General features: G+C 67.3%; 28 protein-coding genes and 1 pseudogene. 12 read left to right on the top strand and 17 right to left on the bottom strand.

Annotated features, from left to right (window positions below):
* Positions 1–16: 16 nt before the first annotated feature.
* Genes A5736_RS05185 through A5736_RS05165 form a run of 5 tightly spaced genes read right to left on the bottom strand, consistent with a single transcriptional unit; the run spans position 17 to position 3,648 of the window.
* A complete protein-coding gene (locus tag A5736_RS05185) occupies positions 17–511 on the bottom strand; it encodes a lipoprotein LpqH (RefSeq protein ID WP_076244893.1) in 495 nt (164 codons plus the stop codon).
* The gene (locus tag A5736_RS05180; RefSeq protein WP_076244891.1) at positions 493–1,221 is read right to left on the bottom strand and encodes a hypothetical protein; all 729 of its coding nucleotides are present in this window, start codon (positions 1,219–1,221) and stop codon (positions 493–495) included. Before A5736_RS05180 ends, A5736_RS05185 begins: the two co-directional genes overlap by 19 nt.
* On the bottom strand, positions 1,218–2,090 hold the full coding sequence (locus tag A5736_RS05175) for an LLM class F420-dependent oxidoreductase (protein WP_076244890.1): 873 nt from the start codon (positions 2,088–2,090) through the stop codon (positions 1,218–1,220). Before A5736_RS05175 ends, A5736_RS05180 begins: the two co-directional genes overlap by 4 nt.
* Positions 2,087–2,869 (bottom strand): SDR family NAD(P)-dependent oxidoreductase, encoded by a 783-nt coding sequence (locus A5736_RS05170; RefSeq protein WP_076244888.1) that lies wholly within the window; start codon positions 2,867–2,869, stop codon positions 2,087–2,089. Before A5736_RS05170 ends, A5736_RS05175 begins: the two co-directional genes overlap by 4 nt.
* Positions 2,866–3,648, bottom strand: coding sequence for an alpha/beta hydrolase (locus A5736_RS05165; RefSeq protein ID WP_076244887.1), 783 nt, complete (start codon positions 3,646–3,648; stop codon positions 2,866–2,868). Before A5736_RS05165 ends, A5736_RS05170 begins: the two co-directional genes overlap by 4 nt.
* A gap of 83 nt (positions 3,649–3,731) precedes the next feature.
* On the opposite strand from A5736_RS05165, the gene A5736_RS05160 reads away from it, so the two are divergent.
* The gene (locus A5736_RS05160) at positions 3,732–4,580 is read left to right on the top strand and encodes a hypothetical protein (RefSeq protein WP_076244885.1); all 849 of its coding nucleotides are present in this window, start codon (positions 3,732–3,734) and stop codon (positions 4,578–4,580) included.
* 6 nt (positions 4,581–4,586) lie between these two features.
* Here the strand turns inward: A5736_RS05160 and A5736_RS05155 are convergent, their stop codons facing one another.
* From A5736_RS05155 to A5736_RS05140, 4 genes are all read right to left on the bottom strand, one after another.
* A complete protein-coding gene (locus A5736_RS05155; RefSeq protein ID WP_076244883.1) occupies positions 4,587–5,765 on the bottom strand; it encodes an FAD-binding domain in 1,179 nt (392 codons plus the stop codon).
* A gap of 76 nt (positions 5,766–5,841) precedes the next feature.
* Positions 5,842–6,690, bottom strand: a complete 849-nt coding sequence (locus tag A5736_RS05150) for a sulfurtransferase (RefSeq protein WP_076244881.1) — start codon at positions 6,688–6,690, stop codon at positions 5,842–5,844.
* 13 nt (positions 6,691–6,703) lie between these two features.
* Positions 6,704–7,810, bottom strand: a complete 1,107-nt coding sequence (locus A5736_RS05145) for a glycosyltransferase (RefSeq protein WP_076244879.1) — start codon at positions 7,808–7,810, stop codon at positions 6,704–6,706.
* Between the two features lie 96 nt (positions 7,811–7,906).
* Entirely contained in the window at positions 7,907–8,689 is a 783-nt protein-coding gene (locus A5736_RS05140) for a helix-turn-helix domain-containing protein (RefSeq protein ID WP_076244877.1), read from the bottom strand.
* Between the two features lie 84 nt (positions 8,690–8,773).
* Here A5736_RS05140 and A5736_RS05135 point away from each other — a divergent pair, with 84 nt between their 5' ends.
* Positions 8,774–9,724: an LLM class flavin-dependent oxidoreductase gene (locus tag A5736_RS05135; protein ID WP_076244875.1), complete on the top strand. Its 951-nt coding sequence runs from the start codon at positions 8,774–8,776 to the stop codon at positions 9,722–9,724.
* The gene (locus tag A5736_RS05130; RefSeq protein WP_254848285.1) at positions 9,721–10,380 is read left to right on the top strand and encodes a maleylpyruvate isomerase family mycothiol-dependent enzyme; all 660 of its coding nucleotides are present in this window, start codon (positions 9,721–9,723) and stop codon (positions 10,378–10,380) included. The genes A5736_RS05135 and A5736_RS05130 overlap by 4 nt, the downstream gene beginning before the upstream one ends.
* 7 nt (positions 10,381–10,387) lie before the next feature.
* Here A5736_RS05130 and A5736_RS26675 read toward each other — a convergent pair.
* From A5736_RS26675 to A5736_RS05110, 4 genes and pseudogenes are all read right to left on the bottom strand, one after another.
* Positions 10,388–10,727, bottom strand: a pseudogene (locus tag A5736_RS26675) (hypothetical protein).
* 114 nt (positions 10,728–10,841) lie between these two features.
* Positions 10,842–12,434 (bottom strand): Na+/H+ antiporter, encoded by a 1,593-nt coding sequence (locus A5736_RS05120; protein WP_076244872.1) that lies wholly within the window; start codon positions 12,432–12,434, stop codon positions 10,842–10,844.
* 158 nt (positions 12,435–12,592) lie between these two features.
* The gene (locus A5736_RS05115; protein ID WP_076244870.1) at positions 12,593–13,375 is read right to left on the bottom strand and encodes an enoyl-CoA hydratase/isomerase family protein; all 783 of its coding nucleotides are present in this window, start codon (positions 13,373–13,375) and stop codon (positions 12,593–12,595) included.
* Positions 13,376–13,383: 8 nt separating this feature from the next.
* On the bottom strand, positions 13,384–14,433 hold the full coding sequence (locus A5736_RS05110) for a DUF5685 family protein (RefSeq protein WP_076244868.1): 1,050 nt from the start codon (positions 14,431–14,433) through the stop codon (positions 13,384–13,386).
* 50 nt (positions 14,434–14,483) lie between these two features.
* Here A5736_RS05110 and A5736_RS05105 point away from each other — a divergent pair, with 50 nt between their 5' ends.
* The 5 genes from A5736_RS05105 to A5736_RS05085 are packed head-to-tail and all read left to right on the top strand — an operon-like array spanning position 14,484 to position 17,554.
* Positions 14,484–15,392, top strand: a complete 909-nt coding sequence (locus A5736_RS05105; RefSeq protein WP_076122432.1) for an RNA polymerase sigma-70 factor — start codon at positions 14,484–14,486, stop codon at positions 15,390–15,392.
* A 4-nt stretch (positions 15,393–15,396) separates the two neighbouring features.
* Positions 15,397–16,206: an SDR family oxidoreductase gene (locus A5736_RS05100; RefSeq protein ID WP_076244866.1), complete on the top strand. Its 810-nt coding sequence runs from the start codon at positions 15,397–15,399 to the stop codon at positions 16,204–16,206.
* Complete coding sequence (locus tag A5736_RS05095; protein WP_254848284.1) at positions 16,203–16,733, top strand: hypothetical protein; 531 nt, start codon at positions 16,203–16,205, stop codon at positions 16,731–16,733. Before A5736_RS05100 ends, A5736_RS05095 begins: the two co-directional genes overlap by 4 nt.
* The gene (locus A5736_RS05090; protein ID WP_076061065.1) at positions 16,633–17,067 is read left to right on the top strand and encodes a protease inhibitor I42 family protein; all 435 of its coding nucleotides are present in this window, start codon (positions 16,633–16,635) and stop codon (positions 17,065–17,067) included. Before A5736_RS05095 ends, A5736_RS05090 begins: the two co-directional genes overlap by 101 nt.
* Positions 17,068–17,116: 49 nt before the next feature.
* Positions 17,117–17,554: a hypothetical protein gene (locus A5736_RS05085; protein WP_139333137.1), complete on the top strand. Its 438-nt coding sequence runs from the start codon at positions 17,117–17,119 to the stop codon at positions 17,552–17,554.
* A gap of 21 nt (positions 17,555–17,575) precedes the next feature.
* Here the strand turns inward: A5736_RS05085 and A5736_RS05080 are convergent, their stop codons facing one another.
* Together A5736_RS05080 and A5736_RS05075 are read right to left on the bottom strand one after the other, a co-directional pair.
* Positions 17,576–18,337: an SDR family oxidoreductase gene (locus A5736_RS05080; RefSeq protein WP_076244862.1), complete on the bottom strand. Its 762-nt coding sequence runs from the start codon at positions 18,335–18,337 to the stop codon at positions 17,576–17,578.
* Positions 18,338–18,339: 2 nt separating this feature from the next.
* Positions 18,340–18,774 (bottom strand): DUF1707 domain-containing protein, encoded by a 435-nt coding sequence (locus A5736_RS05075; protein ID WP_083667159.1) that lies wholly within the window; start codon positions 18,772–18,774, stop codon positions 18,340–18,342.
* Between the two features lie 61 nt (positions 18,775–18,835).
* Between A5736_RS05075 and A5736_RS05070 the strand changes: the two genes are divergently transcribed.
* Entirely contained in the window at positions 18,836–19,432 is a 597-nt protein-coding gene (locus tag A5736_RS05070) for a TetR/AcrR family transcriptional regulator (RefSeq protein ID WP_076244860.1), read from the top strand.
* A 21-nt stretch (positions 19,433–19,453) separates the two neighbouring features.
* Positions 19,454–19,864 (top strand): hypothetical protein, encoded by a 411-nt coding sequence (locus tag A5736_RS05065; protein ID WP_076244858.1) that lies wholly within the window; start codon positions 19,454–19,456, stop codon positions 19,862–19,864.
* Positions 19,865–19,876: 12 nt separating this feature from the next.
* On the opposite strand, the gene A5736_RS05060 is transcribed toward A5736_RS05065, so the two are convergent.
* On the bottom strand, positions 19,877–21,256 hold the full coding sequence (locus A5736_RS05060) for an FAD-binding oxidoreductase (protein ID WP_076244856.1): 1,380 nt from the start codon (positions 21,254–21,256) through the stop codon (positions 19,877–19,879).
* A 44-nt stretch (positions 21,257–21,300) separates the two neighbouring features.
* Between A5736_RS05060 and A5736_RS05055 the strand changes: the two genes are divergently transcribed.
* Both A5736_RS05055 and A5736_RS05050 read left to right on the top strand, forming a co-directional pair.
* The gene (locus A5736_RS05055) at positions 21,301–21,651 is read left to right on the top strand and encodes a hypothetical protein (RefSeq protein ID WP_076244854.1); all 351 of its coding nucleotides are present in this window, start codon (positions 21,301–21,303) and stop codon (positions 21,649–21,651) included.
* Positions 21,652–21,729: 78 nt separating this feature from the next.
* Positions 21,730–23,190: a serine/threonine-protein kinase gene (locus A5736_RS05050; RefSeq protein WP_076244852.1), complete on the top strand. Its 1,461-nt coding sequence runs from the start codon at positions 21,730–21,732 to the stop codon at positions 23,188–23,190.
* Positions 23,191–23,204: 14 nt separating this feature from the next.
* Here A5736_RS05050 and A5736_RS05045 read toward each other — a convergent pair whose 3' ends face one another.
* On the bottom strand, positions 23,205–24,323 hold the full coding sequence (locus tag A5736_RS05045) for an NmrA family NAD(P)-binding protein (RefSeq protein WP_076244850.1): 1,119 nt from the start codon (positions 24,321–24,323) through the stop codon (positions 23,205–23,207).
* Positions 24,324–24,421: the final 98 nt, after the last annotated feature.

Below are 24,421 nucleotides of genomic sequence, written 5' to 3'. Positions count from 1 at the left end.
CACGGCCGAAATTCGCTCACGGGCACGTCACGTGAATCCCGAATGTCACCTGACGCGTGCTGCTTTGTCCGGGCGCTGACCCTTGGCCCGCCCCGGTCACCGTGTAGCTTTTGCCCTCCTTGCTCGCCTGGACCTGGGTCGGAGTCTGCACCGACTGGTAGGGCAACTGATATTGGCCGTCGTCCACCTTGAGCGAGATGGCGAAGCCGTCGACGCTTGGCGGTTTTTCGTCCGACAGCGCCAGCGATATCGATGCGGCATCGTCATGCACGGTGATGCGGGTGGTCAGATCGCCCGACTCCGCCGGTGTCGCACTGGGTTTCGCCGCCGAGGTACTGCAGTCGACTCTGCTGTAGATGGTGTGGGTGTGCTGGTCGAGCATGACGGTGGCGCCGGACACCGCCGCACTTGAGCTCGCCGGGGGCGCGCCACTCTTTGTGGAACACGCGGACAGGGCAGCCGCCAGAACAACGGCACCGACGACGATTTGTCTCACGGCCACGCTTCCCATCTGATCATGGTCCGCAGGGGGCCGGCGAACACGGGCCGTACGGCCGACGATCGCCACCGCTCTTCGATCAGCGGCGCCAGCGCACCGGTGACGGTGAGTGGGTCGTCGTCGAGGTAAACGACGGTGATGTATTGGTGGTCCGTTCGCCAACCGCGCGGTAGCTGCCAGGCGGTGGTGGACCCGAATGTCCAGGCGCCCGCCGTGCCGGGCGTGGCGAGCAGCGCCGGATAGTGTTCGGCGTGCAGCCATTGCAGCCAGTCGTCGGAGCGGCCGTCGGTGGGTTCCTCGACGATCAGCAGGACGCCGCGGTGCGGCCGGAACGGCACCACCTCCGCGGAAATGAGTGCGCGCGGCGCGGCTTGCCACTGCAGCAGGCGCAGCCCGGCCACTTGCAACGACGGCCGGGTAGCGGGAAAGCGGCCATTGTCGCGCAGCGTGCGCCCGAGTACGACGAAGTCGTCGAAGGTTTGTTCCACGGGGTCGCCGACCAGATAGTGCACGGCGTTGCCTACCTCGCCGAGCGGTCCGTGGGCCACCAAGCGATGCTCGGCGTAGTCGCCGTCGGCGATCCAGCGCAACCCGTGCACGATGCCCGGAAGTTGGTATTGCTCCGGCATGTGATCCAGCAGGTGCCAGCGCAGGTAGCTGCCGTCGTCGTCGGGTGGTGGCGCGGCGGTGAGGCTGAAAACGCCTGCCTTGACTCGGTTCACGTGGATCCTCCGGGAGCGTGCAGCTCCGCGAGCGCGTGCAGATTCTCCAGGTAATGCTGCAGCGACGTGTGGATGAACCAGGCGCTGATGACGGTCGCGCCGTGTGCGGCGGTGTCCGCGAGCACGTCGCGGGTGCGTTCCGGCTCGTTGATCGGGTCCAGCGGCGCCGCGGGTGGCAGGACGACCTCGAACCCGGGCTGAAGTTCGAAGCGGCCCAACCAGTCTCGGACCTGGCGCGGGCTCACGCTGAAGGGAGCCCAGCCGTCGGCGAGGGTCGCGGCCCGGCGCAGCGAGCGCAGCGTGCGTCCACCGATCCAGATTGGCACATGTTCCTGGACGGCGCAGGGGTCGACGACCATCCCGTCGAACGCATAGAACTCGCCGCGATAGGCCGGTTCGACGATCGACAGGGAGGCGCGCAGCGCCCGCAACGCATCGTCGCCGCGCGGTCCGCGATCGTCAAACGGCGCCCCGATGAGGTCGAACTCTTCCTTGAGACTGCCCACGCCGACCCCGAGAATGAGTCGGCCGTTGCTGACTTTGTCCAGGGTGCCGTAGCGCTTGGCGATCTCGAGCGGGTGGTGATAGGCGAGCACCAGCACGTGCGTGGCCAACCGTATTCGCTGGGTGCGTGCGGCCAGGTAGCCCAGCGTGGCCAGCGGATCCCAGTAACGCGTGCCGCGGCGAGCCCCTTCGGCAGCGGGCAGCGCGATGTGCTCGCTACAGGTCAGGTGGTGGTAGCCGAGTTGGTCTGCGGCTTCGGCAATCTGCGCCAGGTCGTCGATCGACGCGGTCTTCTCCCAATCGCCACTGGCCCCGGGCAGCATCGTCACCACCGGCGTGGCGACCGACAGCTTAGCGGCGCTCATCCCTGCATGTACCCTCCGGCGTCGACGGGAATCGATTGCCCTGTGATGGTACGGCTTTCGTCGCTGGCCAGAAACAGCGCCAGGTTGGCGACGTCGCCGGGTGAGGAAATATCTTGCAGCGCAACCCCTTTGATGGACGTTGCGCGCTGAGTCGCGAAGTCAACGCCTTGCTCGTCGGCCATCCGTTGGACCCAGTTGCGAAACAGTTCGGTGTCGATGGCGCCGGGCACGATGCAATTGCACCGGATGCCGTACGAACCCACTTCCAGCGCAACGGCCTTGGTGAACGCGCGAAGCGACGCCTTCGCCGTGACGTAGTGGGTTTTGCGGACCATGCCGGTGTAGCTTGCCGTCGAGGAGAAGTTCAGGATGACCCCGCGACGGCGCTGCAACATCGACCGGTTGAGCACCTCGCGGGTGCACAGCATCGCCGCCGTGACATCGATGGCGATCGTGGCGTTCCAGTTGTCCAGCGTCTGCTCCCAGATCCAGCGGTCCTGTCCGGGCGCGGCCGCGTTGTTGCAGAGGATGTCGACCTGGCCGAACTCGTCGACCGCTCGCGTCACCATGGCGGCGACGTCACGCTCGTCGGTCACGTCGGCCCGCATCGCGATGGCACCGGGACCCGCCGCTTCGGCGGCGCTATAGACCAGCTCTTCGCGGCGCGCGGCGAGCAGGACCCGGGCGCCCTCGCGGACGAATAACGAGCCCAGCACCGGCCCCAGTCCGGTGCTGGCCCCGGTGATGATCGCGACCTTGCCGGCCAGCCGGCCCGTCATGTTTCGAGCCACTCGTGGATTCGCCGGGCGACGGCCTCCCAGCCGGGCTCGAGCATCATGTCGTGGCCCATTTTGGGAAAGAGCTCGGCTTCGACGCGATACGCACGCGCGGTGGCGCGGACTTCCCGCTGCGTGAAACAACCATCTCTCTCGGCGCCGATGACCAACAGCGGGGTGGTGATGCGACTTGGTCTGGGCAGGTTGAGGAACAGCATGTCGAGCACGTGCTTTCCGAGATTCTCCTCGCCGAGCTGTGCGGTGTAGCGCGCCAGGTCGGCATCGGGAGTGAGCTCGGAGAAGAAACTTTCGCGGGCCAATTCGGGTGTGGCACCGATGCTGCGCAGTGATTTGGTCTTCGCCAGTTCCGTTGCGGTCAACCACGGGTGGCGCCGGAACCTGCGCAGCAGGAATCCGGCGACCCCTCTCACGGGGACGGGGGCGAGCAGCACGGCGGCCGGGGCATCATGCGACTCCAGATACTTCTGCACGACGAAGCCGCCCATGGAGTGGCCGATGACGATGGGTGGTCTGGGCAGGCTCCTGGCGACCGAATCGACGTCGTCGACGAGATCCGCCATCGAACAAAATTGCATGCGCTTGGGTGCGGGGCTGTTGCCGTGCCCGCGAAGGCTCAGGGCCAGTGATCGGTAGCCCTTGTCCGCGAAGAAGTCGAGGAAATGCTCGTCCCAGCACCACGCGCCGTGCCAGGCGCCGTGGACGAAGAGCACAGGCGCCTTGCCTGATTCATTTGATGGCCGCTTTTCGATCACTTCGAGCACGCCGCTGAGATTAGCTTTAGGCCACCCGGGGCGCGGCGGAAATTAGAATGTGACCGCTGCCGAGCCCGAGGAAGTGCTTCACCATGACGCCGGATTGTGAACAGCGCACGCTGGTCTTGTCCGCGTTTCCGGCCGAGGCCGACGCTGTGCTGTCGCACACCACGCTGGACCCCGACCCCGTGGTGGTCGCCGACCGGCGGCACTTTTACCTCGGCACGATCGCCGGCAAGAAGGTGGTTGTGGCGATGACCGGCGTCGGCATGGTGAACGCCACGGACACCACCGAGATCGCCCTGGACCAGTTCGCCGACACGACTTCCATTGCCGCAGTGGTATTTTCGGGCGTCGCCGGTAGTGGCGGGCGCGCCAGCATCGCGGACGTTGCCGTACCGGCGCGGTGGACGCTGGACGAGGGCGCGACATTTCGTTCGGTCGACGCCCGCATGCTGGCCACGGCCGAGAAGCTGTCGGTCGCACTGGCCCACGTCAACCTGCCGCGGTACCCGCAGGTGTTCGTCGGCGGAGACGGGTGCAGCTGGGACAACAACAACGGCGCGGCGTTCCCCTGCATCCCGAACGGCGGCAACGTTTTCGGCTGCGAACCCGGCAGCGCGCCGGACCGGTCGCGCCTGCATACCGGCAATTTCTTCCAGGCGGCGCTGCCCTGGTTGAAAAAGGGTCTGCTCAGCAACCTGAAGATCAGGTCGGCGGCAGACCCGGCCTTCGACGCGACGGACATGGAGACCGCCGCCGCGCAGGCCGTCGCCGACGCACACGGCGTCCCTTTCCTGGGGATCCGCGGGATCTCGGACGGCCCCGGAGACCCACTGCACCTGCCGGGATTTCCGTTCCAGTTCTTCCGCTACTACAAGCTCGCGGCCGGCAACGCCGCCCGGGTGACCGAGGCGTTCCTGCGGAGTTGGGGCGATTGAAAGGCCCTACGCGACATACTCGGGTAAAGCGATGTCGTCGCGGAATTCACGCCCGATGACCCAGTCGGCCAGCTGCGGGATGTTCAGCAGTTTGGACGCCCGATTGCGAGTCCACACGCCGAGCGACGTCTTTGGCGCGAACATGGAGGCGAATCCGCGCGCCGAGCGCTGCCTGGACTCGACGATCGGCCGCAGCTGGCGTTCGTAGCGGCGAAACGCTTCGGGGTGGTCGGCACGGCTGAGTTCGCCGGCCAGCACGTAGGCCTGCACCATCGCCAGTCCGGCTCCCTCGCCCGCCAGCAGGGAGACCGCGGCCGCGGCGTCACCGATGAGCGCTACCCGTCCCTTCGACCAGTGGTCCATGACGATTTGGCTCGTGCGGTCGAAGTACACCTCGGAGGCATCGTCGAGTTCGCGTAGGATCTCGGGGCATTCCCAGCCCGCGTCGCCGAAGACCCGATCGAGCGCGGCCTTGACCTCCGGCAAGCCTTGTGGGTCGGGACCGTTCATGTGCTCGGTGCTGAAAACGAAGAGAAACAAGGTCTTTTCGTCGCGCATCGTAAAGCGCGCGATCATGCGTCCGGGCGAGCTGTAGGCGAGGTAGACGAGTTCGTCGCGCGGCCGATAGGCATCGGCTTCGAAGGCCGCCACTCGGTAGCCGAGGTCGGTCTCGAATCTGGATTGCGGGCCGAATACCAAACCGCGCACGGGCGAATGGATGCCGCCGGCGCCGACGACCAAGTCAAAAGATCGTGACTGGCCATCGTCGAGTGTGACCTGGACGCCTGCGTCGTCTTGGGTGATGGCCGAAACGCTTGTGCCGAACAGGGTTTCGACATCGTCGCCGATCGCGCGATAGATCATGGCGGCCAGATCGCCGCGCGGCACACTGACGAACCGGCCATCGAGGTTCCGCCGGAACAGATCCGCCGAAAAGCCGCCCACCCTCCGCGAGTGCCGGTCCACCAGCCGCACTTCCTCGACGGCGTACCCCGCCTCGTGCAATTCGGCGGTGAGTCCCATGCGTTCGGCGACGGAGTATCCGCCGCCCCAAAAGTCCACGACATAACCGCCGGTGCGGAGCCGCGGGGCCTTTTCGATCAGCGTCGGCTCGTGGCCATAGCGCCACAACCAGTAGGCGAGCGTGGGGCCGGCGATGCCTGCGCCGACGATGGCGACCTTCATGGGCGTACCCCTTCCAGCCAGCAGGGACGCTACTACTATAGCACTATGCAATAGTTGCACTAGGAAATAAACTGGACTATTCGGAACCGCGGCTGATCGGGCGGCTTGGGACCGAACACCATTCGGACCATGACCCGGGGAACAGCGACGCCTCGCGGCCGGTTGCCGTGAGCGCGGCGATCACGACACTGGCGGTAACCCCCGAGCCGCAGTAGGCACCCAGCGGGCTGTCATCGGAGATGCCGCGGTCGGAAAGCGATTGGGCGAGTGCGTGATCGCCGACAAACGTGCCGTCGGCGGCCAGCACCGCGGTGCTCGGCAGGTTCTTCGCGCCGGGGATGTGACCGGCGACGGGGTCGAGGGGTTCGACGTCGCCGCGGAAGCGTTCCGGCGCGCGCGCATCGAGCAACGTCACGTCGCCTGATTGTCCGGCCGTCAGGGTCGGCCGGCCGCCGGCATACAAATCGTCGTGCGGCACAGTCACATTCCCCGATTGCGGCTCGACGAGACCGGTTTCGAGGCCGTGCCCGGCGGACCGCCACGCCGACAGGCCGCCGTCCAGAATCCGCACGTTCGGCAGTCCCGCCGCGGTCAACACCCACCATGCCCGCGCGGAGCCGGCGCGGTTCCAATCGTCGTAGACCACGACGACCGAGTCGGTTCGAATCCCCCAGCGGCGGGCGGCGGCCTCCAGATCGCGTCCCGACGGCAGCGGGTGTCGTCCGCGGCCGGCGACGCTGTGATCGCTGAGCTCGTCCTCGAGTGACACGTACACCGCGCCCGGGATGTGGCCCTCCAGGTAGGCCGGTCGCCCGTCGGGCTCGTCGAGCCGCCAACGCACATCCAGGACGGTGAGCGGATCGCCCGCGGCGATGAGGTCGGCCAGCTCCGTGACCGTGATCAGGACCCGGTCGCGCGGTTGCACCGATTGAGCGTAACTAGGCGGTTCCCAGCGATGCCAGCATGCCCGCCGCCGCGCGTTGCCAGGTGAAGTTCTCCGCGCGGCGCCGCGCGGAACTGCGGCGGTGCCGCTCGGGTCGGCTGACGATGGCGCCGACGGCTGTCGCGATGGCGAAGGGGTCGTTGTCGGCCAGCGCGCCGCTGTCGGGCGTGACGATCTCGGTCAGCGCCGACGTGCGCGAGACGACGGCGGGCGTCCCGCACGCGAGCGATTCCAGCGCGGCGAGCCCGAAGGTTTCGTGCGGCCCGGGTGCCAGCGTCACGTCGGCCGTGGCGAGCAACCCCGCAACGGTGTGGCGGTCGTTGATGAAACCGGTGAAGTCGATCGGAAGACGGGCGGCCTGCCGCTGCAGCCTGGCCCGCAACGGGCCCTCGCCCACGACGACCAGCCGGGCATCGACGCCGGCATGGCACAGGGCGCCGAGCGCGTCGATGCTGCGGTCAACGCGTTTTTCCACCGACAGCCGGCCGCAGTGCACCAGCAGGATCTGTTCCGGTGTGGCCCATCGCCGCCGCACCAGGTACGAGTGCCGCCGCGGGTGGAAGGTGTGCAGGTCCACGCCCAGCGGGACGGTGACGGTGTTTGTCGCCCCGATGCGATCGAATTCCTCGCGAGCGAAACCCGTGGTGCACACCACGGTGTCGTAGTTGGCGGCGGTGCGCCTGTTGGCGAAGTCCGCGAACTTCTCCGCGGCCCGACGCGGAAGTATCTGTCCCACAAGGCGATCCAGGCGCTCGTGCGAGATCATCACCGTCTTGGCGCCGAATTCGCGGCCCCACGGTCCCAGTGATCGCAGCGTGAGTCGGTCGGAGACCTCTAGCGCGTCGGGTTTCAGCGACTCCACCAGCGCCTTGACCGGCCACGGCATCACCGCGCGGTAGCCGCCGGTAAACGGAATCAGCTTGGCGGGCAGGGTGATTCGTACGACACCCGTTCGCAACTCGGTGTGCTCGGTGTGCGGACCGGGGACGATCAGAAACACCTCGTGTCCCGTGGCGCAGTATTCGGCGCCGAGCCGGTCCACCGCGGTGCGAAGGCCGCCGGAGCGTGGGCCATAAAAGTTGGCGACCTGTACAACACGCATACCGTGAGGACACCCGCCGCGCCTGTGCACTCAACGATGTGGAACCGACGCGTGCCTGAACAGTCGGTGAATTCGTCGACGGAAGGCCTGCTCGTCTCACTCGGCGTGGCGGCGGGCGAGAATCGCGGCGGTCTCTCGGTCGGCGGGCAGGAACGCCTCCAGCCGCAGCTCCGCGATGGTGACGTCGAGTGCCGTGACGAACGTCGAAATCGTTGCCACCAGCCGCACGTCGCCGTCGGGGGAGCGCAGGTGCAGCGGCACGGCGAAGCCCAGCGATTCGATCGGCTTGCCGCCCGGCGCCGGCAGCCCGTACGCCTCCAGTTCCTCGATGAGCGCATCGAGCCGTGGGTGCGGGCCACGCTCACGCAGACCATGCAGGATGTGTCGGCGCCAATCATCGAGATTCACGATGCGCGCCGCCATGCCCTCCGGATGCAACGCGACGCGCAACACATTGATCGGTGGTTCCAGCAGCGACTCCGACACCCCGTCGGTCAGTAGTCCAAAGGCGCTATTCGCGGCGACCAGTTCGCCGAAGCCGTCCATGACCATCGCCGGATACGGCAGGTGGCCGTCGAGGACGTGCTGCAGCGCCTCCCGCACCGGTTCCAGCAGCGGCGCATCCGGGGGCGACTCGGGGTGCGCGGGCGCGAAGCCCGCCGCCGAGAGCAGCGCGTTGCGCTGTCGCAGCGTCAGTTGCAGCGAGTCCGCCAACCTACTGACGATTTCGCGACCCGGCACTGATCGCCCCTGCTCCAGGAAGCTCAGGTGCCGCTGTGTGGTGCCCGCCTGGATGGCCAGGTCGATCTGACTCAGCCGGCGCCGACCGCGCCATTCGCGCAGCACCGTGCCGAAATCGCTCGGAACCGAAACGGTCATGCCAACAGTCAACCCAGTCGCGGCGCTCGCCGCTATTCCTTGCAGGGAATTGCCGTGCATCATTCCCGGCGACACCATCGCGATATGGATCAGCCAGTCTGCATTGGTGTCATGCCGCCGCTCGCCGCCGAGCCCTGGGCCGGTACCGATCTGCGTGGACTCCTCGACTTCGCCCGCGCCGTCGAAGAGCTGGGGTTCGACTCGCTATGGGCCAACGACTCGTTGGTGCGGCCCCGCATCGAGGCGCTGACGTTTCTCTCGGCAACGGCCGCTGTCACCGACCGGATCATTCTGGGCACCGCTGCGTTACAGCCGGTGCTGCGGCGGCCGGTGCAGACCGCGCAGGTGCTGGCTTCGATTGACCGGCTGTCGGGTGGGCGGTTGGCGGTGGCGGTGGGCGCGGGCTTCCCGGGACTGTCCGAGGTGGAATACGCCGCGTCGGAGGTGCCATGGGCCCGAAGGTTTGCGCGCCTCGACGACACCGTTGCGTTGTGGCGCCAGCTCTGGAACTCCAAGGAGCCCAGCTCTTTTCACGGTGCCGTGCTGCATCTCGACGACATCCCGGCCGGCATCACTCCCTTCAACGCGTCCGGTCCACCGGTGTGGCTGGCCGCGGACACCGCCGGCGCCCGGGCTCGAGCCGGCCGCTTGTACGACGGGTGGCTCCCGTATCCCCCGAGGCCGCGGGGCTATCGGTCGGGTCTGCTGGAGGTGCGCGCCGCCGCCCAAGGTGCTGGGCGCGGCGCCGATGCCGTCACGCCGGCGTTGTTCGTCACCGTGCTGTTGACAGACGATGCCGACGGAGGGCGAGTTGCCTTGGATCACTTCGCAACCCAGACATATGGATTCGGCATCGACGTTGTCGAGCAGATCCAGACGTTCGCGGCCGGGACACCCGACGCCGTGACCGCCCGGCTGGCAAGCTTCGTCGACGCGGGCGCGCGGCATCTGGTCTGCCGGATAGGTGTACTCGGCCCCGATGGGTTCATCGAGCAGCTGCACCGGCTGCGCAGCGTAACGGCGGCGCTGCGATGATCATGCGGCCAGGGCCCGATCGCGACCAGACCATGATGGGCTTACTCGACGAATATCGTTCATTCGCCGAACTGATTGGCGCACTGGATGATTCGGACTGGACCCGTGAAACCCGCTGCGCGGGCTGGCAGGTGCGCGACGTCGCCGGCCACGTGGTGGGCCAGGCACTAGACACGGTCAGCGGCACCATCGGCAGCCGCCCGCCCGACGACCAAGCCGCGGCCCTGCGCGGCGAATCGCCTGGTGCACTCGCAGGGCGGCTGCGGAGCGCAATGGATTCACTTGCGCGCCTTGCGGAGGTGTTCGACGACGCGGCCTGGTCGGCGCCTATTCAGGTGCGCGGGCTCACGCTTGGGCAGGGCATGCACGCGCTGCTGAACGACGCCTACGTGCACGGCGACGACATTCGCGCCGCCTTGGGGCTGCCGTTCGATGCCGGGCCCGGGCTGCAGAGGAGCCTCGACTTCGTGCTCGGCGCGCTGCAGCGCGATGACGCCGCCGTCGCGAACCCGGCCGTCGCGCGGCTGTTGGGCATCTCGAGCGAGCGCTTCGAGCGGCAAACCGGCATGGGGCCACACGATTTTCTGCTCGCCGCCACCGGCCGAAGCGATCCAATGCGCCTACGGTTGCCCGCCTGCGTGAATATCTACCGCTGAGGCCTAGTCACATCCACCACTTTGGCCTCCCGCGGGAAGGGGTGCTTGTTGTGCCCGCCTCACAGCGACAATTTCGCTGCCTCCCGCAGCGCCAGCACGCGTTGGTGGATTCTGTGTTCGGTCGAGCGCGGGATATACCCAGGCCCGTACCGGCCTCGTCCGATTCGGCGCGCTCTGTCGCGTGCGGTCTCCCAACGCAAGGCATCGGAAATGGCCTTTGATGCCCTGCCGCGGACGCGGAAGCCCTGCCGATTGAGCGCATCGATCATTTCGGCGATGGTCGTTCGTCCATTGTGGGCAAGGTGCATCGTTAGCACGTAACGCAATTCGATTCCGTGGAGCTCCATACCCGAACGATCGCGTACCGGTATGACAAGTACTCAAGTTGTCGCTATGAGGCGGGCACAAAGGGTGCCACCTTTCCGGCGAGATTCGTGAGGCGCGTGTGACGTACACAGGACTCAGTCATCGTCGGCGGCGTTGAGCAGCTGCACTTCCTCTAGATCCATCTCGTTCTGCAACTCGCGCAGCACGATGTCGTCGATGACTTTTTGGTTGCGAAGCGCAGTGATCTCCCGGCGCTTGTGTTCGAGCACGCCGAGTCGCACCCGCCGGACCTTCTCCTTGCCCTTGAGCAGGCGGCTGTTCGCCGAACCGTCCTCGGTGGCCTGGGCGAGCGCGGCCTTCTCCTCGTATTCCTTCTGCAGGCGCCGTCGTAGGTCGTCGCTGATGCCGACTTCGTCGGCAACCGTCGGCAGCGCGTCGAGGGCGGCGTGTACGCCGCGGGTGCGGGCCAGCTCCAATTCTTGGACGTAGGTGGCGTCGTCGGGGATCTTCGCCCAGCGGACCACGGCCGGCAGCGTGGTTCCCTGGACCAGGACGGTCACCAGGATGACGACGACCACGATGAAGATCAGCAGGCTGCGGTCCGGGAAAGGCGCGCCGCTGAGCGTGGTCGCCGGGACGGCCACCGCCGCGGCCAGCGACACGGCCCCGCGGAATCCGGCCCACGCCGTGAGGAAGCGCTGGCGCCAGTTGACGCGACGGGTGCGTTGCAACTCGCGGCGGTCGATGAGGCGAATGAGAAGAGTGGTGACCTCGCCCCACACGATCCGGGACACGATGACCACCCCGGTGATGGCGAGAGCGAGATACAAGGCGTGGCGAAATCCGCCATCGACGCCCGCGATACCGCGCAACGCGCCCGGGATCTGCACCCCGACGAACACCCACAACGAGCCGTTGAGCAGGAATGTCGCGATGTCCCAAAACCCGTAGGCCGTCAGGCGGGATCGGGCGCGGATCACCAGTGGCCCGGCGTACGCGAGCACCAGGGCGGACACCATGACCGCGACCACACCGCTGCAGTCGAAGGCTTGAGCCAACAGGAACGCGGCGAACGGTGTCAGCAGACTCAGGGCGCCTTCCTCCTGTGGCGCGTCGATTCGTTTGCGGATAAGGGTGGCCGCGCCGCCGACCAGCAGCCCGGCGGCGATGCCGCCGACGTAGGACAGGATGAACCGGCCGGTCACTTGCAGCGGGCTGATCGCCGATCCGCCGATCGCGACCTGGACGCTGACGGCGAACAGCACCAGCGCGGTGCCGTCGTTGATGAGGCTCTCGGCCTTCAGCACGGTCAGCTGGCGGCGCGGCAGCTTTTTGGCGAGGCCGGCCACCGCGGCGGCGTCGGTGGGGGACAGCACCGCACCCAGGACGCCGGCCGCATGCGGGTCCATGCCCAGCGAGCGCGCCGTCCACGACACGGCGGCCGCCGTCGCGATCACCAGGGCGACGCTGAGGATGACGATGATGCGCGCGTTCGCTCGGATCTCGCGAAAGCTGGTGTTGATGCCTTCCCAGTAGAGGATCCCGGGCAGGAACAGCAGCAGCACGACCTCGCCGTCGACATGCACATGACCAAAATGCGGGATCAGACCCATCAGTGCGCCGAGCAAGATGAGGAGCACCGGCGGGCCCACGCGATACCGCCGGCCGATGACCGTCCCCACGATGACGGTCGACACGAGCGCGACGACGAGTTCGAGGCCAAACACCAGCCCATCCTGCCGGACGCGCTGGACCTGCGCCGCTTGGGGTTTGAGTCACACCCGCCCCACGGGCACCGTCAGGGAAGGGGCAGGTGAATTTCAAACGCGATAGCGCATGCACTATCAGATCCGAGAGTCATGTGGGTGCCCGCAGACCGACTGACTCAGGCGAACTTCGGCGCCCGCTTGTTCACGAACGCATCGATGCCCTCGCGGCCGTCGGGACCGTCGGCGCATGCCGCGATGATCCGGCCTTCGATCTCCATTTGCTCCTCGAGCCCATTACCGAAACTCGTGAGCAGTAGTTTCTTCACCGCCGAGCTGGAAGCTTTTGCGGCGCCGGCCATTTCAGCGACCAGCGAGTCGACGCGGGCGCCCAGACCGTCGCCGGGCACGACTTCGGTCACCAATCCCCACTGCGCCGCCTCCACGGCCGAGAGCCGCCGGTTGGTCAGCATCAGCTCCTGCGTGCGGCGGACGCCGATCAGCCGCGGCAGATAGTAGGACGAGCTGCCATCGGGGCTGAGCCCCGCCTTGGTGTAGGCCATGGTGAACGACGCGGACTCGGCGGCCAGCACCAGATCGCCGATCATCGCGAGGCTGAATCCCGCCCCCGCCGCGACGCCGTTTACCGCGATGATCAGGACCGCGTCCATGCGCGCGAACGTCGAGATCGCCCGGTGCAGGTCGTCGGCAAGGCGTTTGACGAATCGGCCGGGACCGAGCGCCGAAGCCGCCATCGCCTTCAAGTCGCCGCCGGCGCAGAAGAACCGTCCCGCGCCGCTAAGCACGACCACCTTCGTCTCGGGGACGTCGCATCGCGCTGCCGCGTCGACCAACTCACGCGCCAGCGTGTCGTCGATGCCGTTGGCTGCGTCCGGCCGGTTGAGCACAATTCGGGTGACGGGTCCGTCCTGCGCGAAGGTGAGCGTGTCGTAGGTAGTCATCGCCCGGCTCAGCAGTCGCAGCAATCGCCGCAGTCGCAACAACAGTCGCAGCCATCGCAGCAGAAGATGCAACCCGTTCCGTCGCCCCCGCCGCGGCGCTTGGCCACTGCGCCCGGATCTTCGCCCTCGGGGCCGACGGGATTGCCAGGACCGAAGTTGATCGGCTCCTGCTGGCCGTGCGGCGTTCCGCTTTGCGCCCGGTAACCGGCGCCGGTGAAGGTGCGCGAGACCGCCCGGCGCACCTCGCGCGTCAACAAGCGATGGGCCAGGCGTCCGTCGCTGAACTCCACGTCGGCAAGCGCCAATTCGATGCCCAGCACGGCGTCGTCGCACAGCGCGCGTGCCTCCGTCAGAGGAGTTTCCGTGGCGGCCAACGGATTCCACTTGCCGCGCGCCAGGTCGTCGCGGTAGTCCTCGACCGCGTCGAGCAGGTGCGCCACTCGCCCGAACAGCCGGCCGATCTCGCGCAGCGGCGCCTGGTTGGCAGGGCGGCCGGCCAGCACCGCGGTGTGCGCGAACGCCTCGGCGACCGCGGTCTCGGTGGGCTCGGTCACCGCCAGGAGCGAGCTGCCCGGCCCCGCCGTGGCCTCGAGCTCGGCCTGCCGGTCCATCGCGGCGACGAGCACGCCGGTATCGAAGCCCAGGCTGTGACCGGCGTCGGTGCCCTGACGCACCCACCGCTCGGCCATGCGACGCGCGGCCGGTCGCACCCCGACCGCGCCGACCATGCCGTCGCGGTCGTCGACGTGATCGCGAACCCGAGCGGCGGCCAGCGCCAGCGACACCACCGCGGCCAGCCGCACACACTCACCCGTGGCAACGTCGGCGCGCCGCAGCCCGCGCAGCGGGCACCGCCCGGCCTTGCGGCGGGCCGGCTCGCCGGCCGACTGCGCCTCGACGAGCAGCGAGACCACCAGGCCGTCATAGTTGGTGGCGATCCGCGCGACCTGGCCGTAGTCGTCGCGCAGGGCCAGACACAATCCGCACAATTGGGCCGTCCATGCGGCCGCGAGCTCGTCGCCGAGCCGATGACGGCAGGGCCGGATGATGCCAAACATTGCACAGAAGCTACCTGACCTCGGGCTCGCAGGGTGGCAGGCTGGGCAGGGTGAGCGAGCTCGTGGCGGATTTCGAGGCTCAGCGCTCGCGCCTGTTCTGGTTGGCGTATCGACTGCTCGGGTCGGCGAGCGAAGCGGAAGACGCGGTGCAGGATGCATACCTGCGCCTACACGCCGCCGACCCGGCCCACATCGAATCGCTGCCGGCGTGGCTGACCAAGGTCGTCACGAACCTGTGCCTCAACCGGCTCACCTCGGCGCGCGCTCGCCGCGAGGTGTACCCCGGCCCGTGGCTTCCGGAGCCGGTCCTCACCGACGACCGGGCACTCGGCCCGCAGGAAACCGCCGAGCAGCGCGAGTCGGTGTCGATCGCGCTGCTGAGCTTGATGGAACGCCTCAAACCCAACGAGCGGGCGGCGTTCGTGCTCCGAGAGGCGTTCGCGTACAGCCACTTCGAGATCGCCGAGATCCTGCAACTGTCGGAGATCAACGTCCGGCAGCTCTACCGGCGCGCGAGGGAACGGCTGGGTGAATCCCGGCAGCGATTCCAGCCGGACCGGGCGCAGTGGCGGTCGCTGGTCGATCGATTCTTCACCGCGGCCGGCGCCGGCGACGTGGGCGGACTCGTCGAAATCCTGACCGCCGATGCGACGTCCACCGCCGACGGAGGCGGCAAAGTGGGCGCCGCGCGGCGCACGATCCTGGGCCGCGACCGGGTGTCCCGCTACGTGGCGGGCGCGTTCGGCAGGAACATGCCTGAGCTCGGTCTGCGTCTGGATGTCGCCGACGTCAATGGCGAGCCGGCAGTGCTGGCATTCGACGGCGAGACGTTGGCCGCCGTCCTGTACTTCGAGATCAGCGGCCAGCGGATAGCGGCGCTGCGTGTGGTGGCCAATCCGGACAAGCTGAGATTTATTGCCGAGCAGTTGTCACGTCCGGCCGGGCTGCCCGGTTCATAAGGGTATGGCTAATCGAGTACTGGTAACCGGCGGCACGGGCACCGTCGGGCGCATCGTCGTCGAACACCTTGTGGCCGCGGGCAAGGACGTCCGCGTGCTGAGCCGGGGACGGCGCCCGCAGCAGTCCACCGACGTTCAGCACGTCGTCGGCGACGTGCAAACCGGCGACGGCTTGGACGCGGCGCTGGACGGCATCGACACGATCGTGCATTGCGTCTTTCCCAGCGAGCGCCTGGTTGCGGCGGCGAAACGAGCCGGCTCACCGCATCTGGTGTTCGTCTCCATCGTCGGGATCGACCGCATTCCATTCGCCTTCTACCGCGCCGTGCTCGCCAATGAACGCACGATCGCCGAGTCGGGCCTGCCGTGGACGGTGATGCGGGCCACGCAGTTTCACGATCTGATCGCTTTCCTGTTGCGGATGCTCGCGAAGCCGCCGGTGATGGCGCTGCCGGCGGGCTTGAGGTTCCAACCGGTCGACGTGCGCGACGTGGGCGCGCGGTTGGCCCAACTGGCGCTCGGCGAGCCCGTCGGGCGTGCACCGGATTTCGGCGGGCCGCAGCCGCGTGCGCTGGACGATCTCGCCCGCAGCTACCTGGCGATCGTCGGCAAGCGCCGGCCGATCGTCCCGATCCGGTTGCCCGGCAAGGTCTTTCGCGGGATCGGCGCCGGCGGGCTGATGACCCCGGAACACGCCGACGGCACGATCACTTTCGAGCAGTACCTTCGCGAACAGGTCGACGCGGGTCAACGGCCGTACCGCGGCGCCATCCGCGCCTACCTGCCGCGCCCTCGGCTCAAGGGGTCGAGGTGAATGCCCGGCAGGCCGTGCTTCGCGCCGGAGTGTGGTTTCTCACATTCGTGGCGCTCGCCGTCGGACTCGTCGCGACGCTGGCCCCCCGAGCGTTCTACGACTACGTGCCCTGGGTGACCCTCGTGCCACCGTTCTCCGAACACCTGATGCGCGACTACGGCGCGATGAATCTCTCACTGGCGCTCGTATTCGTCGTCGCCGCAATAACGATGGAGCGCCGCATGGTCCGGGTTGCGCTGGGTGCGTACGTGCTGTTCGCGGTCCCGCACCTGATCTTTCATGTCAGCCACCTGGAGCACTTCACGACGGCCGACGCGGTCGCGCAGACGATCGTGCTCACCGTGGCCGTGCTGCTGCCGGTTGCCCTGCTGATCCTCACGGCGGGGTTACCGAGGCGAGCCGCCATAATGGAAGCAAATGACTGTCGTGAAGATCAGGCTCTTGGTGACCGTCGCGATTCTCGTTATATCGACGTTGGTGGGCTGCACGTTCCAGTCGAGGAACCCCCCGACCAGCACGACCCTTGAGGTCTCCATGGATGACGTGCTCAAGCAGAGCGTCATCACGCAGAACGCCACCGTTGCCGTCGGCAACACACTGACACTGAAGTTGGGCTCGAACTACACCACGCCGTATCGGTGGACGGCCGAAACGAAGATCGGTGACACGACGATCCTGAAGCAAACCAGTCACGAGTTTGTCCAGCCGAGCAGCGACAGGCTGGGGGCGCCCGGAACCGAAGTTTGGACATTCGCGGTACTGAAGCCCGGGATCACCACCATCACCACCTACTACACCAGCTTCGTGGGCCGCGACCCCACGCCGAAGAGCACTTACAACGCGACCGTGACGGTGCGGTAGAAATTTGGCTGTGTTTGGTTTCCTTCGCAACTGGCCGCGGTTGAGCAATGTGCCCGCGGACCTGCGTGAGCAGCTCGAAGCCGAGGGTCTGATTTTCCTTGCGGGGAATGTCGGCGTGAGTCGGCATTTCAGCGGCCATGTCCCGGGTGTCTTTTCGGCCTCCGGGGTGTCCCGCTATAAGGGCGCGTTCGCCTTCAGCGACGCGCGCGTGGTCGCGACCTTTCCGGCGCGGGGGGATACCAACCTGCGGTCCATCGATTGCGGTTGGGACGCCGATAAGGGACCGGCGACCGCGACAATCACCGGTAAAGGTCTGGTGATCGATATCGGGTTGCACGGCGTGGATCGCGCGTGCAGCGGCATGATGAAGCTCAATTACAAGAGGAAGATCCCGGACGAGGTGCTCCAGAAGCTGCCCAGCACGACGTTGCGCTTTCCGGTCGAGCCGGTCTTCGTCTATCGCGCCGCCGGCGTGCGTCCGAAGTAGATTGTGGCGTAACAGGGTTGGTCACTTGGCCGGTTGCAGCATCCGGCCGGTGACGCGCGCCGAGAGCCCGCCGGGCATCAGGTGGCTGAACGTGGACGTGAACCGGTTGCGCCAGCCGGGTACGACGACGGGCCGGCCTCCGTCGAGGGCTTTCAGGCCGGCGGCCACGACGGGCTCCGGTGCGGCGAGGCGTCGATAGATCGCGGTGTGCGAAACGTCGGATCCGAGCGCGTCGACGAACCCGGTGCGGGTGGGGCCCGGGCACAGCGCCGTCACGGTGACTCCGGATTTTCGGGTCTCCGCCCACAATGCCTGGCTGAGCGACAGCACGAATGCTTTCGACGCGCCGTAGGTGGCTTGGTAGGGGCCGGGCTGAAACGCGACGGTGGAGGCGACATTCAGGATTCCGCCGCGGCCGCGCTTGAGCATTTGGGGGAGCACCGCATGCGTGAGACGCACCAGCGCGTCGACGTTGACGGCGACCAGTTCGTGCTCGCGCTCGCTGTCGATCTCGGCGAACGGGCCGTAGGTGCCGAACCCGGCGTTGTTGACCAGTACGTCGACGTCCCGGTTGCCAAGGTGGGCGATGAGGTCGTTTGTGCCTTTTTCGGTGGCGAGGTCGCCGACGACCAGGTCGGCTTGTTGACCGACATGTTGCGCGACCGCGCTGAGCCTCTGCTCGTCCCTTCCGGCGAGCACCAGGCTATGGCCGCGTTTCGCGAGTTCGTCGGCGAAGATTGCGCCCAGTCCTGAGCTGGCCCCGGTGATTACGGCGGTTGACATTTCTAAACTCCTTGATATCCAACGGTTTTCATGGCCGGCCGGATGGCCAGGGCGTGGCTGACGAGACCGATTGCCGCACCCAAGATGGGCCAGATCGGCCAGAAGTACGCGACGCCGGTCGCTGCCCAGATGGTGAGCACGATCGCGGCCATCGCGACGAAGGCGCCGAGGTGGATGCGCACGCCGCGGCGGGCCGCGGCCGCGCGCGCGGCGCGGCGGCGAGGATCGGCGCGCCGGATGCGATCGAGGGGAAGGTCGTTGACGAGCTGCCTTAGCTCCCCGGTGGTGTGTGTTTGGAACACCGCCTGCACCCGCCGGTCGTAGTCGTCCAGTTCCAGGTAGCCCTGCGCGAGTGCCTGGCCGAGGCGTGTGGCCGTCCTCTGTCGGTCGCGGTCGCCGGCGCGGTTGGTCTCGATGGTCACGAGTTGCTTGCTCATTTCTGCTCCTTGGGAGGATGTGAATGGCATTAACATAGACCATAATGTTAATGTCGTCAACATGGCACGGAAAACGACGGCAGCGCGCCGGGATAGTTACCACCACGGCGACCTGAAACGGGCGCTGACCAGCGCCGCGCTATCGCTGGTGGCCGAGAAGGGGCCGAAGGGGTTCACCCTCACCGAGGCGGCGCGGCGCGCCGGCGTCAGCGCGGCGGCCCCGTATCGGCACTTCGCCGACAAGGCCTCGTTGCTGGCGACGGTCGCCGAACAGGGGTTCCTCGAACTGCACGCCGAGCTGGCCGCCGCCGCCGAGGCCGTGGCGGAGCCCAAGGCGCGGGTTGTCGAACTGGGTCGCGCTTATGTGCGCTGGGCGGTGAGCCACCGAGACCGCTACCAGGTGATGTTCGGCGCCGAGATTTCGAAGGCGGACCACCCGAGCCTGGCGGTTGCGGCGGAGCGGGCGTTCGGCGACCTGCTCGACGCGATAACGCAATGTGAGGACGCCGATGGTGCGGACCCGCGTTCGATTGCCGGCCCGCTCTGGTCGCTGGTGCACGGAGTCGCCTCGCTTGCCATCGGGGGCGAATTGCGTGCGGTGGGCGTTGGCCAAGACCCATCGGACATGATTGAAGGCGTTGTGGCCCAATTGCTTTGAGGACGCGTAGACTCCGCGGTCATGGCTGCGTTCCATCGGCCGCTGGCGATCAGCGTCGCCGGGCTCATGCTTGCCGGTGTCGGATTGGCCGTCACCGCGTTGGTCTCCGCACTAGCGCACCGCGAGACGGGTCAAGCGCTGGCGTACATCGCGGTTGCGGTCGCCCTGACCGGCGTCGCGGTGCTGGTCCTGCGCGGCATGCGGTGGGTCATCCGGCTCGTCATCGTCGTACTCGCCGGGCAGCTCGTCGCGATCGTGGGAATCGTATGGGAGCTCAGCCACGGTATCGATGCCCGCAAAGCGGGCCAGTTGCGCCAGCTCGGATTCGATCCGACGGCGGGCGTGGTCATCAACTTGATCTATTCCAGCGTCGGGTTCGCGCTGTTCTGCTGGTTCGCTGGGCGTTGGCTCGCCGCGCGGCGACGCCAATAGGCGAGATCGGCGTCAGTGCGGCGGGAATAGCACGTCGGGGTTGAGGATGCCCGCCGGGTCGAAGCTCCGCTTGATGCGGCGCATGAGCTCGACCTTGACCGGATCTTCCAGCTCGAGGAAGTACGGCGTTTTGGCGCGGCCCAGCCCGTGTTCGCCGGAGATCGCGCCGCCCAATTCCATTGCCAGCGCGAAGATGTCGGTCATCAGCTTCTTCCGACTCGACGGGTCCTTGCAGATGATGGCCAGGTGCACGTTGCCGTCGCCGGCGTGCCCGCAGCCCGCCGCGGCGCCGCCCGCGGCCACCGCCAATTCGCGTGCACCCGAAAGGAATTTCGGCATCGCGGAGCGCGGCACGACGGTGTCGATGATGTCGTCGGCGCCGATTGCCTTGGCCGTCCAGAACGCCTTCTCGCGTGCCTCGATCAACCGGCGGGCCGGGCTTCCCTCGAGCACGTAGGCGTCGACGGCGCCCAACTCGGCGACCAACTCACCGGCCCGCTCGACGTCCTCGTCCAGCCGATCCGCGGTGCGGTTTTCAAGCGCCACAACGAGATACGCCTGGCAGCTATCGCGGATCTGATCCGGAATGCCGAGCTCGAGGTTCTGCGTATGGACGAGTGCGGCCATCGTCATGTTGTCGATGTACTCGAGGATGTAGGGCACCAACCCGCTGGCCAAGATGCGAGGCACCGCCTGCATGACTTGGTCGAAGTCGGCGAACGGCGCGAGCACGGTGGCGCTGTGATCGAGGCGTGGATGAAGCTTGACGGTCACCTCGGTGGCCAGGGCCAGGGTGCCTTCGGAGCCGACGATGAGCTGGGTGAGGTCGTAGCCGGTGGAGACCTTGGCGATCTTGCCGCCGGTGCGGATGAGCTCGCCGGTCGGCAGCGCCGCCTGCAGCCCGAGCACATTGTGGCGGGCGATCCCGTACTTGACCGCGCGCATGCCGCCGGCGTTGGTTCCCACGTTTCCGCCGACGCTGGAGGACAGCTCGCCCGGGTGCACCATGTAGCTCAGCCCGGCGTCGACGGTCACTGCGTCCAGGTCGGTCAGCGTCACGCCCGGTTGGACGACGGCGACCTGATTGGTCGTATCGACCTCGAGGACCGCGTTCATCCGCTCGAAGGAGATGACCAGGCCGCCTTCCTGTGGTATCGCCGCGCCCGACAGGCCGGTCCCGGATCCGCGGGCCGTCACCGGAACCTGGTGCTGCGTGGCGGTTTTCAGCAGCTGCGCGACCTCGTCGGCGGATCCCGGTTTCGCGACCCACCCCGGTTTCTGTGGCGCCGACGTCAACACCTCGTCGTGGAAGTAGTCGTCGGGGATGGCGTCGCCCGTTAGCAGGTTCTGGGCCCCGACGATTTCCGCGAAGCGCGCCGTCATGCCGCTCATCGTAATTGGGATCGGTAGTGGGCCGGCCGGTGTGTAGTTGCTGCATGACTTTGAAAACGATCGTCGCCGGTGCACTGGTGTCGGGCGCCATCGCCACCGCGGGGTTGGGGATGGCCGTTGCCCAAGCCGATCCGTTTGGCCACGTCGGCGGAAACTGCCCGGCGGGCCACACGTGCGGTCACTGGTGTCCCGGCGAGCGGATTCCGGACAACTTCATCAACTGGAACATGGGCGTGTGCCACGAGTACTACTACGACTATCGTGGTGTCGTCGATACCGGCAACGGAGCCGTATATGGCTGGCCGAGCGGACCGATCAACGCTCCGCCGTGGCAAACCGGCCCTCCCAACTTCAACTGCGGCCTGTTCTGGTGCCCAGTACCGCCGCACGCGTGAGCTGTCGCACGTTATGTCGACGCCGAATTTGGGAATCCGCCGGGCTGGACCTGTTCGAGCTGACGGAAGGATTTTCGATTGTCCTCTACCCGGTTCGGGCGATACGAGCTGCAAGCACTGATCGGCAGCGGTGCGCTGGGCGAGGTCTATCGGGCCTACGACACGGTTAAGGATCGGCGCGTCGCGCTCAAGCTGTTACGTGCGGAGAGGGCCGCGGAACCTGGCTTCCAGCAACGCTTTTACCAAGCATGCCGGGCGACGGCGCGATTGCAGGAACCCCATGTCATCCCGGTGCATGACTTCGGCGAGATCGACGGGGTGCACTACCTCGACATGCACCTGGTCGACGGCGGCAGCCTGCGGGACCTGCTTCGCGAGCGGGGTGCGCTGGAATCCTCGCGTGCGGCCTCGATCACGGCGCAGGTGGCGCGCGCGCTGGACGCCGCGCACGCCGCTGGCCTGATGCACCTCGACGTCAAACCGGAAACCGTCGTGCTCACGCGCGACCACTTCGCGTACGTCGTCGACTTCGGCATCGCGCATGCCGGCGGCGACGCGACGATGTCGCGCACCTACATGGCGCCCGAACGGTTCACCAGCGGGCGGATCGGGCCGCAGACCGACGTGTATTCGCTGGCGTGCGTGCTCTACGAATGCCTCACGGGACAGCCGGCGTTCGAGGGTTCGGATCCGCAGGAGCTGAAGAGCGCGCACCTGCTGTCCCCGGCGCCGCGGCCCAGCATCATGCGCCGCGGCGTCGGCCGGGCCTTCGACGACGTCGTCGCCCGGGGCATGGCCAAGCAGCGCGCGGGGCGGTTCGCGTCCGCAGGTGAGCTGGCCCGGGCGGCCAGCGAGGCGGTGTCCTCGGCCGACGAGCGGGTTCCCGTTGCGGCCGGCCAAAGCCTGCCTCCTCGCACGCGGCCGTTCGCGGCGTTCTATCCCAACCCCGACGACACCGGCTCGAGCCCCTATCCACCCGCGGAGTCGACGCCGGAGCGGTCGGTCCGCCCGCTGACGATCGGCCGGGCGCCGCTCGTGCTGACGGTGGCGGCGGTGGTCGCGTTGGTTGTCGGCCTGGTCGTGGCGGTGGGATCCGTGGTCTTCACGCCCCGCAACGGCGCCGTGCCGTCGCAGACCCAGCGGGCTGCACCTCCGCCGCGGGCTGCACCTCCGCCGAGCGCGCCGGTGCCGAAGACGCCGTCGCTATCGCGCCCGGTGAAGGGCGCCGACGGGTTGGGGTTCGTCGGCGAGACGGCCCGGTGCGATCCGGGCAATCCGCCCGCCGCGGTGGTGCGCACCGCTCAGTCGCTCGCGGTGGTGTGTGAAAACCTCAGCGGCAGTTACTACTACCGCGGTGAGCGTATTCGCGACGGCGCCCACATCGAACTGTCCAACGCCGAACGCGCGGGGGATGGGTTCGACGTCACCAATCCGCTCAACGGCGTCCGCTACGAGGTGCGCCCCGAACGGCTGAGGATCATCAGCGGTGAGCACGTCGATTCGTCGGAGCCGGTGCTGCAGTACGCCACGGCCAGCTAACGGGTGAGCCGGGTTTACGCGACCTGTGATGGCGATGCGGGATGAGCCTGGCTTATCCCAAACCGGCCATCGGTTGCGGCATGTTCTTGTCGCCAGATCGCGGATTGCGCCGAGAAAACCGGATGGGCGGGCTGCGGATGCTGCTGGAGTCGCTCGAACCTGTCCAGCCGGTGCATGGGCGTAACCGTGATGCGCATCATGTTCCAGAGTTCGCGGATGAAATTGCCTGGGGTGCGCAGTAATTCCGGGCCACCGACATAGCGGCGCGCGATGGTCAGAAAGTCCTCCGGTTCGACACCGGCGACATCACGGACATGGGTCGTCGGGCCGCCGACCTCCCAGGTCCCCAGACCGTACTCCGGCCCGTAGTGGCGCATGCCGGACTGGAAGAACTCGTCGAAACCGAATCGTTTTCCGTTCGCGCGCAGGGCCTTCATGAACATCCGCGGCGGGATGTCGATGTGACGCACCCGCCGGCCCAACGCCTCACCTATCGCGTCGGCGATCTCCGCTCCGGTTAGCAGAGCCGGCCCGGTCGGGCGGTAGGCCCGCCCGTCGTGACGGTGCGGATCGAGCAGGGCACCGACGGCCACGCGTGCGATGTCCTCGTTGGACGGCGGGGCATTGCGGCCTCCGCCGGTCGGCACCGGCAACACGCCCAGCTGCGCGGCGACTGAGAGCAGGTTCAGGTAACCGTCGGCGAAGTAGCCGGGATCGACCGCGACGTGGGCGGTGTTCGGCAGCAGGTCGAACAACTTGTCGGTCAGCCAGGCCTGCCGGGTCATCAACGAGGGGTGCTCGGGGCTCGCCAGCCATTGCCCAAGCGCCACCACGGCTTCCACTCCTGCGCGCTGTGCCGCGACCGCGAAGGCCACCGCGCTGTCGAGTACGTGAGGATGCCACGGGGGATTGAAGTAGAGGCGGTCGATGCCGTCCATCGCGGCCGTAACCTGTTGAATGTCGAACATATCGGCGACGACGACCTCGGCGCCCAGCTCCCGCAAGCGGGCGCTGCGTGCGTCCTCGCGGTGCACCAAAGCCCTTGTCGGCACGCCCTTTTCCAATAGTTGAGCGGCCACCGCTCCGCCAATCTTGCCGGTGGCGCCGGTCACCAGCACGCGTGAGTTTGTCATCGGACTGTCCTTCCACTAATCGGTACTTCGAACCAGCAGGCAATGTGACCACTGGTTACATTGCAGTATGCGACGGCATGTGACCGTTGTCAACATCG

This window comes from Mycobacterium sp. SP-6446 (assembly GCF_001954045.1).
Lineage (GTDB): Bacteria > Actinomycetota > Actinomycetes > Mycobacteriales > Mycobacteriaceae > Mycobacterium.
The sequence above is the reverse complement of the archived record's forward strand: the minus strand, read 5'-3'. Positions and strand labels throughout refer to the sequence as shown.

Coding starts and splice junctions, on each gene's coding strand:
- A5736_RS05185 (WP_076244893.1), bottom strand. CDS start 511: ATGGGAAGCGTGGCCGTGAGACAAATCGTCGTCGGTGCCGTTGTTCTG.
- A5736_RS05175 (WP_076244890.1), bottom strand. CDS start 2,090: ATGAGCGCCGCTAAGCTGTCGGTCGCCACGCCGGTGGTGACGATGCTG.
- A5736_RS05170 (WP_076244888.1), bottom strand. CDS start 2,869: ATGACGGGCCGGCTGGCCGGCAAGGTCGCGATCATCACCGGGGCCAGC.
- A5736_RS05160 (WP_076244885.1), top strand. CDS start 3,732: ATGACGCCGGATTGTGAACAGCGCACGCTGGTCTTGTCCGCGTTTCCG.
- A5736_RS05155 (WP_076244883.1), bottom strand. CDS start 5,765: ATGAAGGTCGCCATCGTCGGCGCAGGCATCGCCGGCCCCACGCTCGCC.
- A5736_RS05145 (WP_076244879.1), bottom strand. CDS start 7,810: ATGCGTGTTGTACAGGTCGCCAACTTTTATGGCCCACGCTCCGGCGGC.
- A5736_RS05140 (WP_076244877.1), bottom strand. CDS start 8,689: ATGACCGTTTCGGTTCCGAGCGATTTCGGCACGGTGCTGCGCGAATGG.
- A5736_RS05135 (WP_076244875.1), top strand. CDS start 8,774: ATGGATCAGCCAGTCTGCATTGGTGTCATGCCGCCGCTCGCCGCCGAG.
- A5736_RS05130 (WP_254848285.1), top strand. CDS start 9,721: ATGATCATGCGGCCAGGGCCCGATCGCGACCAGACCATGATGGGCTTA.
- A5736_RS05115 (WP_076244870.1), bottom strand. CDS start 13,375: ATGACTACCTACGACACGCTCACCTTCGCGCAGGACGGACCCGTCACC.
- A5736_RS05110 (WP_076244868.1), bottom strand. CDS start 14,433: ATGTTTGGCATCATCCGGCCCTGCCGTCATCGGCTCGGCGACGAGCTC.
- A5736_RS05100 (WP_076244866.1), top strand. CDS start 15,397: ATGGCTAATCGAGTACTGGTAACCGGCGGCACGGGCACCGTCGGGCGC.
- A5736_RS05080 (WP_076244862.1), bottom strand. CDS start 18,337: ATGTCAACCGCCGTAATCACCGGGGCCAGCTCAGGACTGGGCGCAATC.
- A5736_RS05075 (WP_083667159.1), bottom strand. CDS start 18,774: ATGAGCAAGCAACTCGTGACCATCGAGACCAACCGCGCCGGCGACCGC.
- A5736_RS05070 (WP_076244860.1), top strand. CDS start 18,836: ATGGCACGGAAAACGACGGCAGCGCGCCGGGATAGTTACCACCACGGC.
- A5736_RS05065 (WP_076244858.1), top strand. CDS start 19,454: ATGGCTGCGTTCCATCGGCCGCTGGCGATCAGCGTCGCCGGGCTCATG.
- A5736_RS05060 (WP_076244856.1), bottom strand. CDS start 21,256: ATGAGCGGCATGACGGCGCGCTTCGCGGAAATCGTCGGGGCCCAGAAC.
- A5736_RS05055 (WP_076244854.1), top strand. CDS start 21,301: ATGACTTTGAAAACGATCGTCGCCGGTGCACTGGTGTCGGGCGCCATC.
- A5736_RS05045 (WP_076244850.1), bottom strand. CDS start 24,323: ATGACAAACTCACGCGTGCTGGTGACCGGCGCCACCGGCAAGATTGGC.